The 9,836-nt window shown below is 70.6% G+C and carries 12 protein-coding genes and 1 pseudogene; 9 read left to right on the forward strand and 4 right to left on the reverse strand.

Translation table 11 applies throughout. The features are described 5' to 3' along the window. A pseudogene (locus KME77_RS21720) lies at positions 1-582 on the reverse strand (ABC transporter substrate-binding protein); the annotation flags it as partial. Positions 583-599: 17 nt separating this feature from the next. After that, positions 600-830, reverse strand: a complete 231-nt coding sequence (locus KME77_RS21725; protein ID WP_219470626.1) for a putative acetyltransferase — start codon at positions 828-830, stop codon at positions 600-602. Between the two features lie 106 nt (positions 831-936). On the opposite strand from KME77_RS21725, the gene fdxA reads away from it, so the two are divergent. The 3 genes from fdxA (at position 937) to KME77_RS21740 (ending at position 3,194) form a co-directional block, all read left to right on the forward strand. Next, positions 937-1,263, forward strand: coding sequence for a ferredoxin (gene fdxA / locus KME77_RS21730; protein WP_219470628.1), 327 nt, complete (start codon positions 937-939; stop codon positions 1,261-1,263). Between the two features lie 107 nt (positions 1,264-1,370). After that, positions 1,371-2,441: a succinyldiaminopimelate transaminase gene (gene dapC / locus KME77_RS21735; RefSeq protein ID WP_219470630.1), complete on the forward strand. Its 1,071-nt coding sequence runs from the start codon at positions 1,371-1,373 to the stop codon at positions 2,439-2,441. A gap of 81 nt (positions 2,442-2,522) precedes the next feature. After that, positions 2,523-3,194, forward strand: a complete 672-nt coding sequence (locus KME77_RS21740; RefSeq protein WP_246610434.1) for a DUF4178 domain-containing protein — start codon at positions 2,523-2,525, stop codon at positions 3,192-3,194. 23 nt (positions 3,195-3,217) lie between these two features. Here KME77_RS21740 and KME77_RS21745 read toward each other — a convergent pair whose 3' ends face one another. Next, positions 3,218-4,039, reverse strand: coding sequence for a hypothetical protein (locus KME77_RS21745; RefSeq protein ID WP_308250817.1), 822 nt, complete (start codon positions 4,037-4,039; stop codon positions 3,218-3,220). Positions 4,040-4,075: 36 nt separating this feature from the next. Between KME77_RS21745 and KME77_RS21750 the strand changes: the two genes are divergently transcribed. The 6 genes from KME77_RS21750 (at position 4,076) to KME77_RS21775 (ending at position 8,981) form a co-directional block, all read left to right on the forward strand. Next, positions 4,076-4,909, forward strand: coding sequence for a 2,3,4,5-tetrahydropyridine-2,6-dicarboxylate N-succinyltransferase (locus tag KME77_RS21750; protein WP_219470632.1), 834 nt, complete (start codon positions 4,076-4,078; stop codon positions 4,907-4,909). Further along, positions 4,909-5,964 (forward strand): succinyl-diaminopimelate desuccinylase, encoded by a 1,056-nt coding sequence (gene dapE / locus KME77_RS21755; protein ID WP_219470634.1) that lies wholly within the window; start codon positions 4,909-4,911, stop codon positions 5,962-5,964. The genes KME77_RS21750 and dapE overlap by 1 nt, the downstream gene beginning before the upstream one ends. A 217-nt stretch (positions 5,965-6,181) precedes the next feature. Beyond that, a complete protein-coding gene (locus tag KME77_RS21760; RefSeq protein ID WP_219470636.1) occupies positions 6,182-6,979 on the forward strand; it encodes an LOG family protein in 798 nt (265 codons plus the stop codon). Positions 6,980-6,989: 10 nt separating this feature from the next. Beyond that, on the forward strand, positions 6,990-7,574 hold the full coding sequence (locus KME77_RS21765; protein WP_219470638.1) for an LOG family protein: 585 nt from the start codon (positions 6,990-6,992) through the stop codon (positions 7,572-7,574). Between the two features lie 70 nt (positions 7,575-7,644). After that, entirely contained in the window at positions 7,645-8,424 is a 780-nt protein-coding gene (locus KME77_RS21770; RefSeq protein ID WP_219470640.1) for a hypothetical protein, read from the forward strand. After that, positions 8,421-8,981 carry a DNA-3-methyladenine glycosylase I gene (locus KME77_RS21775; protein WP_219470642.1) on the forward strand — a complete coding sequence of 187 codons (561 nt, stop codon included), beginning with the start codon at positions 8,421-8,423 and terminating at the stop codon, positions 8,979-8,981. The genes KME77_RS21770 and KME77_RS21775 overlap by 4 nt, the downstream gene beginning before the upstream one ends. Here the strand turns inward: KME77_RS21775 and KME77_RS21780 are convergent. Then, positions 8,964-9,740: an enoyl-CoA hydratase-related protein gene (locus tag KME77_RS21780; protein ID WP_219470644.1), complete on the reverse strand. Its 777-nt coding sequence runs from the start codon at positions 9,738-9,740 to the stop codon at positions 8,964-8,966. The two genes, KME77_RS21775 and KME77_RS21780, sit on opposite strands and share 18 nt — an antisense overlap. Between the last annotated feature and the right edge of the window lie 96 nt (positions 9,741-9,836).

Consider the following 9,836-nt stretch of genomic DNA (forward strand, 5'->3'; position numbering starts at 1 on the left):
GTCGAAGGCCGCCGCCGAGCGCAGCGGGTCGCCGTCGAGCGCCACCGTGTAGCCCGGCTTGGCGGCCAGGTCGGCGAAGGACACCGGGGCGGGGACCTTGCTCGGGTCGTACCCGATCGACATGTACGCGCCGTAGACGCCGTACCAGGCGCCCGCCGGGTCCTTCACGTGGTCGGGCAGGTCCTGCCAGCCCTGCACCTTGTACGGGGCGAACCGCGCGGACTGCGCCACCGCCACGTCCAGGGTCAGGTCGAACACGTCGGGCTTCGACCGGGCGGCCGCGTCGATCGCGCGCTGGCTGCTCGCCGCCGGCTCCAGCGAGTTGACCTTGACGTCGTACTTGTCGGAGAAAGCGTCGATGATCTCCCCGTAGTTGACCCAGTCGCGGGGAAGGCCGATCACGTTGAGCGCGCCCTCCCGCCTGGCCTCCTCGGCCAGGCGTTCCAGGCTGGCGAAGCCCTGCTTCATGGAGGCGGCCCTGGCGTCCACCGGCGTGGTGGGCTTGGCGGCCGTCGGGGTGGACGCGCCGCATCCGGCGCCGGCGAGGATGGCTGCAGCCGCAGCGCAGATACGTACCGTCACCTAACGAATACTTACCGCTACTTCCGTCCAGGTCGAGGAGGCGCGGCCGGGACGGCCTTGGCCGCAACCAGCGACTCTTCGGAGATCTCCACGAGAGTGCCGTCCCTTTTGCGAACCTTGAGCACTCCGTCGTCCCAGCTCTCCAGAATCCCGACAGCGTCCCGGAAACCCTCGGGAACCCGCCTGCGGGTGGTGATCCGTGCGCCGATGTCCGCGCTTGTAACCTTGACAACGAGCCGAGCGGCCATGAGTTTGCCACCCTCCGTTCCGGCCAGTTGGCAAGCACGGCAATACTAGGGCCTAGCAAACCGCGGTCAGAAGTCATGCCATGGTGCGGAGAAGAAGGAGCTCGAGGTGACCTACGTCATCGCGCAGCCTTGCGTGGACGTCCTGGACAAGGCGTGCATCGAGGAGTGCCCCGTCGATTGCATCTACGAGGGCGAGCGCATGCTTTACATCCACCCCGACGAATGCGTGGACTGCGGCGCGTGCGAACCAGTGTGCCCCGTCGAGGCCATTTTCTATGAGGACGACCTTCCGGAGCAGTGGAAGGACTACTACAAGGCTAATGTCGAATTCTTCGAGGACCTGGGCTCGCCCGGTGGCGCCTCCAAGGTCGGCAAGATCGACAAGGATCACCCGGTCATCGCCGTGCTGCCGCCGCAGGCCGAGGACCACTAGCCGCTCATCGGCGGGGCACGCCGACCCGGGATCCGTGCCCCGCTGACAGGCGTACGGCGGGCCACGACTCAACAGGACGGCGCGCCGCCACCCCTACCTGGAGAACCGTGAACAAGCTGCCCGACTTCCCCTGGGACCGGCTGGAGCCGTACAAGGAACGCGCGCTGGCACATCCCGGCGGCATCGTCGACCTCTCGGTCGGCACGCCCGTCGATCCCGTGCCGGCGCTCGTCCGCGACGCCCTGGCCGAGGCGGCCGACAGCCCTGGCTACCCGTTGACCCACGGGACCAAGGCGTTGCGCGAGGCCGCCGCCGGTTGGCTGAGCCGCAGGCACCAGGTGAGCGTCGAGCAGAAGGACGTGCTGCCGCTGATCGGCTCCAAGGAGTTCGTCGCCTGGCTGCCCACCTATCTGGGCGCCAAGCGGGTGGTCTTCCCGGAGCTGGCCTACCCCACGTACGACGTGGGCGCCCGCCTGGCCGGGGCGGAGGCCACCGCCTCCGACGGCCTGCTCGCGCTCGGCCCCCAGCACGTCGACCTGGTCTGGGTCAACTCGCCCGGCAACCCCACGGGCCGCGTGCTGCCCGTCGAGCACCTGCGCAAGGTGGTGGCCTGGGCGCGCGAGCGCGGCACGGTCGTCGCCTCCGACGAGTGCTACATCGAGCTGGGCTGGGAGGAGCGACCGGTCTCCATCCTGCATCCCGACGTCTGCGAGGGCTCCCACGAGGGGCTGCTCGCGGTCCATTCGCTGTCCAAGCGCTCCAACCTGGCCGGATACCGGGCCGGGTTCGTGACCGGCGACCCCGCCCTGGTCAAGCAGCTGCTGGAGATCCGCAAGCACGCGGGCATGATCATGCCCGCTCCCGTTCAGGCCGCGATGACGGCCGCGCTGGGCGACGACGCGCACGCCGACGAGCAGCGCGAGCGCTACGCCGCACGGCGCGCCGGGCTGCGTCCGGCGCTGGAGAAAGCGGGCTGGCGCATCGAGCACTCGACCGCCGGGCTGTATTTCTGGGCAACGAACGGGACAAGTTCCTGGGAACAGGTCAAGCAGCTCTCCGAAATCGGTATTTTGGTCGCGCCGGGGGAATTCTACGGATCGGCAGGTGGGCGGCATATCCGTGTCGCCCTCACCGCGACTGATGAACGCATCAGTGCGGCGGTGCTCCGCCTCCAGTAGGATCCCCCCGCATAGCAGGGCACGCATATAAGTTGATAACGGCGTTTGCTGAGGCAGACCGCGAGTGGAGCGAGCTGATCGATGAGCATGACCTCCGTGGTCGTACTCGGGCTGAGCATCGCCACCGTCCTCCTGCTGCTGGGTGCCTTCCTGGCCACCATGCGCCAGGACAGGAAGGGTCGAACGACCGCGCCGCCGGTCGAGGTCGCACCTGTGGAGACCCCGCTGCCGGCGCCGGTGAGCGTGTCCGGGTACGCGGGATCGGACTACGCCGATCCGCGCACCATCAAGGTCGGTGACCGGATAGAGGTCCATGGCTCGCCCGCGCGCGTGCTCGGCGCCATGTACATCTCGTGGCAGGGCCACCAGTGGACCGAGTACCGGCTGCGTGACAGCGCCCGGCGCACGCAGTGGCTGTCGGTGGAGGTGCGTTCCGGGGGCGCCCAGGGCGGGCCGTCGCACCTGGAGGTCCTGGTCTGGACCGAGGTGCCCACCGAGGGCATGATCCCGGCCAAGAGCATGCTGATCATGGAGGGCGTGGAGTTCCACCCGATCGAGCGGGGCACGGCCGCGTTCAGGTCGGAGGGCAACACCGGCAACCCCGAGCGCGGCCTGCTGGACTTCGCCGACTACCGGGCCTCCGACGGACGGCTGCTGTCGTTCGAGCGCATCCAGGGAAACCGGTGGACGGCCAGCTACGCCCGGCCGCTGCCGCCCGGCTCGATCACGATCGTCAGCCGGGCCACCGGCTAGGAGCCCCCACCCGGCCGGGACGGTCAGGAGATCCGCACCTCGTCGTCGCCCGCCTTGCCGCCCGCCTGCCAGCCCTCGACGTTCACATCGTTGTTCCACGCCGCGCCGCTGAACTCCACGTGGCGCAGGCCGTACTTCTGCGCGTGGGCGACCTGCCAGGAGGCGACCAGCCAGCCGCGCTTGCGCGTCGAGACGGACGTGCTGCCGAGCGTGCGCGCGAGCTGCCGCTTGGCCTCGGAGGTCTTCGCCTTGGGGGCCGGGGTCTGCTTCGAGTCCGGCGGGTACCAGCAGTGGACGGCCTTGGGCACGCGCCCGGTGAACGCCTGGGCGAGGATCTTGGCCTCCTCCTCGTGCTGCGCGTACGCGTAGCCGCCCGCCGAGCGCTGCACCGCCTGAGCGGCCTCCTCCAGCGGCAGCTTGCGGTAGTTCTTCACCTTGACCAGCGCGGCGAAGAACTTGTTCGAGGCGTAGACGGGGTCCATCAGCTGCTTGCGGGTGCCCCAGCCCTGCGACTCGCGCTGCTGGAACACCCCGACCGAGTCGCGGTCGCCGTAGGAGAGGTTCTGCAGCTTCGACTCCTGGATCGCCGTCGCGTACGCGATCACCACGGCCCGCTCGGGCAGCCTGCGGCGCTCGGCGACGGCCGCGATCGTGGCCGAGACCTGCGCCTGCTCGATGTCGAGCGACCGCTCGCCGCCGGGTGTCGTGATGCCGCAGTAGGCGTCGGGGATGGCCAGGGGCTGCGCCTTCTTCAGCAGGTGGTAGAGCCCGAAGGAAATCCCCACCGCGAGTAGGAGAACTATGACCGCGATGGTGATGACTCCACGGGAGAAGCGCAGGCGCACGGTGAAAACCTACCTGGCCGGATAGGCTCCGTGGCCATGAGTCACGTGAGCACTCTGTCACCGATCGCCGCGGTGGTGGACGAGCTGTGGGAGCGCCGCGCGGAGTTGTCCCCCCGCGACCCCGAGGCGCGCAACGCCGTGGTCGCCGCGGTCGACCTGCTCGACAGGGGTGAGGCGAGGGTCGCGCGGACGGTGGGCGGCGAGGTGGTCGTGGACGAGCGGGCCAAGCGGGCGATCCTGCTCAGCTTCAAGGTGCTCGGCATGGCCAGGTCGCAGGTGGGCGACTTCCAGCACCACGACAGGATGCCGCTCAAGACCTCGTTCGACGGGGTGCGCGTGGTGCCGGGCGCGATCGCGCGCTGGGGCTCCTACCTGGCGCCCGGTGTCGTGCTGATGCCCTCGTTCACGAACATCGGCGCGTACGTGGACGAAGGCACGATGATCGACACGTGGGCCACGGTCGGCTCCTGCGCTCAGATCGGCAAGAACGTCCACCTGTCCGGCGGAGCGGGCATAGGCGGTGTCCTGGAGCCGCCCAACGCCGTGCCGGTCGTCGTGGAGGACGAGGCGCTCATCGGCAGCCGGGCGATGATCGTGGAGGGCGCCAGGGTGGGCCACGGCGCCGTCGTGGGCGCTGGAACGATCCTCTCCGCCTCCATCCCCGTCATCGACGTGCGGACCGGCGAGGAGCTGGCCCGCGGCAGGATCCCCGACTGGTGCGTGGCCGTCGGCGGCACCCGGCAGAAGGAGTTCCCCGGAGGCACGTTCGGGCTGCCGTGCGTGCTGGTGATCAAGCGGCTGGACCCGGGACAGCGGCACGACAAGGCGGCACTCAACGAGGCGCTGCGCGAACACGGGGTGAACACCTGATGCTGGACCTGACCCAGGACGTCCGCGCGCTGACCGCGGCCATCGTGGACATGGAGTCGGTGAGCGGCGAGGAGAAGGAACTGGCCGACGCCGTCGAGGAGGCGCTGACGGCGCTGCCGCACCTGACGGTGGACAGGTCGGGCCAGACGCTCGTCGCCCGCACCCGCCAGGGGCACGGCGAGCGGGTGCTGATCGCCGGACACCTCGACACCGTCCCGGTCGCCGCCAACCTGCCCAGCCGCGTCGAGGGCGACCTGCTGTACGGGTGCGGCACCTCCGACATGAAGGCGGGCGTGGCGGTCGCGCTCAAGCTGGCGGCCACCGTGCCCGAGCCCAACCGCGACGTCACGTACGTGTTCTACGACTGCGAGGAGATCGAGGCCGAGCGCAACGGCCTGACCCGGGTGGCCCGCGAGCACGCCGACTGGCTGGCGGCCGACTTCGCGGTGCTCATGGAGCCGACCGACGGGGTGATCGAGGGCGGCTGCCAGGGCACGCTGCGCGCCGAGATCACCGTGCCGGGCAAGCGCGCCCACAGCGCCAGGTCGTGGTTCGGGGTCAACGCCATCCACGGCATCGAGCCGGTCCTGGCCAGGCTGAACGCCTACCAGGCCCGACAGCCGGTGGTCGACGGGCTGACCTACCACGAGGGGCTCAACGCGGTCGCCGTGCGCGGCGGCGTCGCCGGCAACGTGATCCCGGACGAGTGCGTGGTCACCGTCAACTACCGCTTCGCGCCCGACCTGTCGGTGGAGCAGGCGCGGCAGCACGTACGCGAGGTGTTCGACGGGTTCGCCACAGCTTTCACCGACGCCGCCCCCGCCGCGCGGCCCGGCCTCACCCACCCCGTCGCGGCGGCCTTCACCGCCGCCGTCGGCGGCGAGCCGCGCGCCAAGCTGGGATGGACAGACGTCGCGCGCTTCTCCACACTGGGAGTTCCGGCGGTGAACTACGGTCCCGGCGACCCGAACCTGGCGCATCAGCAGGGCGAGTACGTGTCGCTCCCGAAGATCGTGGAGAGCGAGCGGGCCATGCTCTCGTGGCTCACAAAGTGAAAGTGGCTTTCCTCGCCGGCCATTTGGCGGGGAAAGCCACTTTCAGTCCCGAGCAGCACCCTCGGCAGTTAGACGCAGGGGAGTCGAAAAACGGTTCCCTGCTTCTTACAAGATTTTTTACACGACTTCATCTGGCCTTCCACCTGCGTATTCTTCCTTAGATCGGCCTCACGTGCCACCGGCGCGCGGTGTGCGGGGGGTCGGCTAGCGTTTCCCTATGAAACAGACACGTCCGGAACGCCGGCAGGGGCAGGCCGTGATCCGCGGCAGCCTCGTGCCCAGCTCCACCCACGACCAGCGTCTCCTGGACCGTCAAGGGCCCGCCGACTGGGTGCACATGGACCCGTGGCGGGTGCTGCGCATCCAGGCGGAGTTCGTGGAGGGGTTCGGGCAGCTGGCCGAGCTGCCTCCGGCCGTCACGGTCTTCGGCTCCGCCCGCACCCCCGCCGACTCCTCCGACTACGCCATGGCCGTCGCGCTCGGCCGCTCGCTGGCCAACGCCGGGTACGCCGTCATCACCGGAGGCGGCCCGGGGGTCATGGAGGCCGCCAACAAGGGCGCCGCCGAGGTCGAGGGCGCGGTCTCGGTCGGGCTCGGCATCGAGCTGCCCTTCGAGCAGCGCATGAACGACTTCGTGGACCTCGGCATCGAGTTCCGCTACTTCTTCGTGCGCAAGACGATGTTCGTCAAGTACTCGTGCGGCTTCATCACGCTGCCCGGCGGGTTCGGCACGCTCGACGAGCTGTTCGAGGCGCTCACGCTGGTGCAGACGCGCAAGGTCACCTCCTTCCCCGTCGTGCTCATGGGCTCGGAGTTCTGGGGCGGGATGCTCGACTGGATCAAGGGCTCGCTGCTCGGCAGCGGCAAGATAGCCGAGCAGGACCTCGACCTCATCACCGTGACCGACGACGTCGAGGAGGCCGTGCGCATCATCGTGGACGCCGACCTCAAGCGCTCCCAGCAGTGGCAGGAGGAGCTGGAGGCGAGCGCCGCCCAGGTCGCCGAGCCCCAATAGCCTGGCCCCTGTGAATATCTGCGTCTTTTGCGCCTCCAGCCTGAAGATCGACCAGAAGTACCTCCAGCTCGCCGCCGACGTCGGCGCCGAGCTCGCCCACCGCGGCCACACCCTCGTGAGCGGCGGCGCCACCGTCTCCTGCATGGGCGCCGTCGCCGCCGCCACCCGCGCCAACGGGGGGCGCACCATAGGCGTGATCCCGCAGGTCCTCGTCGACATCGAGATAGCCGACACCGACTCCGACGAGCTGATCGTCACCGAGGGCATGCGCGAGCGCAAGGCCGCCATGGACGCCCGCGCCGACGCCTTCCTCGTCCTGCCCGGCGGCATCGGCACGCTGGAGGAGCTGTTCGAGATCTGGACCGCCCGCACCATCGGCATCCACGACCGCCCGCTGGTGATCCTCGACCCGTGGGGCCTGTACGCGCCGCTGCGCCAGCTCATCGACGACATGTACGAGGCCGGCTTCACCCGCGCCGTCGTCTACGACGCCATCTCCTGGACCACCACCGCCGAGGAGGCGTTCGCCCACCTGGAGGCCACTCCCAAGCGCGTGCGGCCGAGCGTCGAGGAGCTCGGCGAGGCCACCGGCTGACCTGTCCCACGATGTAACGGGCGCGGCAACTGCGGGACTCGTGCACCGATGGTGTGAGTACGATGCCAATGTGCTGGTCGTACTCGCCATTGCCGCGCTCGCCATCCTGGGCTGCGTGGTCCTGGTCTCCCTAGGTAGGGGCGGGGAGCTGACCGAGTTCCCGCCGGACGTTCCGCCTCTCGACCTGCCCGAGCCCGGGCAGCTCACGGCGGTCGACTTCATGGCTCTGCAACTGCCGGTGAACCTGGTCGGCTATCACACGCAAAGCGTCGACGAGACCCTGCGCAGGGCGGCGACGGCGATCAGCGCGCGTGACACCAGGATCGCGGTGCTGGAGCAGCGGGTCTCCGAGCTGCTGTCCAGCCGGCTCCACGCGCGGCAGGAGGTGTACGCGGCGCCGGGCGCCGGGCTGCGCACCGAGCACGCGCCGCCGGTCGCGCCCGTCGAGCTGTCCGAGGACGGCGACTCCGTGGCGCTGCTCACGCAGGAGCACCCCGACGCCAGGCCCGAGGTCAAACCGGACGAGACGGTTTACGGCGCCTCCGCCGACCCCGCCGACCCCGCCGACACTGCCGATCCGGACGTGGCCGAGCGGGACGTCCCCGAGACAGACGCCCCTGGGCCGGACGTCCCCGAGACAGACGCCGCGCGGGATGCGGCCCAGGCAGACGCCGCGCGGGACGCGGCCCAGGCCGACGCCGCCGAGGCGGAAGCGGTCGCGCCCGAGACGGTCGCGCCTGAGGCCCCGGCTCCCGGGGAGGCGCCTCGCGAGGAGCCTGCCCCCGAGCCCGAGCCCGAGCCCGAGCCGGTGCGGGCGGCGCGCGGCGACGACAAGGACGAGCGCAAGTGACCGACGTCATCCGCTGCTCCTGGGCGGGGATGGCGGACCCGATCTACCTGACCTACCACGACGAGGAGTGGGGCCGCCCGGTCCGCGGCGACGACGGCGTCTTCGAGCGCGTCTGCCTGGAGGCGTTCCAGTCGGGCCTGTCGTGGCTGACGATCCTGCGCAAGCGCGAGAACTTCCGCGCCGCCTTCGACCACTTCTCCATCCCCAAGGTCGCCGCCTACACCGAGGAGGACGTGACCCGGCTGCTCGGCGACCCCGGCATCGTCCGCAACCGCGCCAAGATCGAGGCGGCGGTCGGCAACGCCCGCGTCGCGCTCGACCTGCCCGGCGGCCTGTCCGACCTGGTGTGGCGGTACGCCGACCCGGACGCGCCGGTCCCGGCCTCGATGGCCGACGTCCCGGCCACCACCGCGGCCTCCAAGGCGCTGGCCAAGGAGCTGAAGAGGCACGGGTTCAGGTTCGTCGGCCCGACCACCGCGTACGCGCTCATGCAGGCCATCGGCCTGGTCAACGACCACGTCGAGGGGTGTGTGGCGCGCTCAGCGGCCCCGGAATGACGGCTGCTCCTTGGCCAGGAAGGCCCGGGTGGCGCCGAGGTGGTCCTCGGTGGCCGCGCACTCGTCCTGGAGGTCCGCCTCCAGCGCCAGGGCCTCGGGCAGCGAGTGTGCCGCCGCGTACGCCAGGGCCCGTTTGGTGGCCGCGTACGCCCTGGTCGGCCCGGCGGCCAGCCGTACGGCGAGCTCCTGGGCGGTCTTGAGGACGTCGCCGGGCGCGACCACGCGGGTGACCACGCCCAGTTCGAGGGCGCGGGCCGCGTCGAGCGGCTCGCCGAGCAGCAGCAGCTCGGCCGCCCTGGCGGGGCCGACGAGGCGTTGCAGCGTCCACGACGCGCCCGAGTCGGGGGCCAGCCCGATCCCGGCGAACGCCATCGCGAACTTGGCCTTCTCCGAGGCCACCCGCAGGTCGCAGGCGAAGGCCAGGGAGGCGCCCGCGCCGGCGGCCACGCCGTTGACCGCGGCGACGACCGGCTTGGGCATCGTGGTGATCAGCTCGACAATGGGGTTGTAGTGGGCGCGGACCGTGTCGGCCAGGCCGCGGCCCGCCTCCAGGTTGGCGGCGTGCTCACGCAGGTCCTGGCCCGCGCAGAAGGCCCGCCCTGAGCCGGTCAGCAGCACCGCGCGCGCCTCGGGGTCGTCGGCGGCCCGGCGCAGCGCGTCGAGCAGCGCGGACTTGACCTCGGCCGTCAGCGAGTTCATCGCGTCGGGCCGGTCGAGCGTGACGGTGGCGACGGCATCGGTCACGTCATAGCTGATCACGGCAACTCCTGTCGGCGAACACGGCGAACACGGCGCCCCCCTGTCAACTTACCCGGCGGCTCACGGCAGCTCCCCGTCGACGAACGCGGGGGCGGC

It is taken from the genome of Nonomuraea rhizosphaerae, from assembly GCF_019396405.1.
GTDB lineage: Bacteria > Actinomycetota > Actinomycetes > Streptosporangiales > Streptosporangiaceae > Nonomuraea > Nonomuraea rhizosphaerae.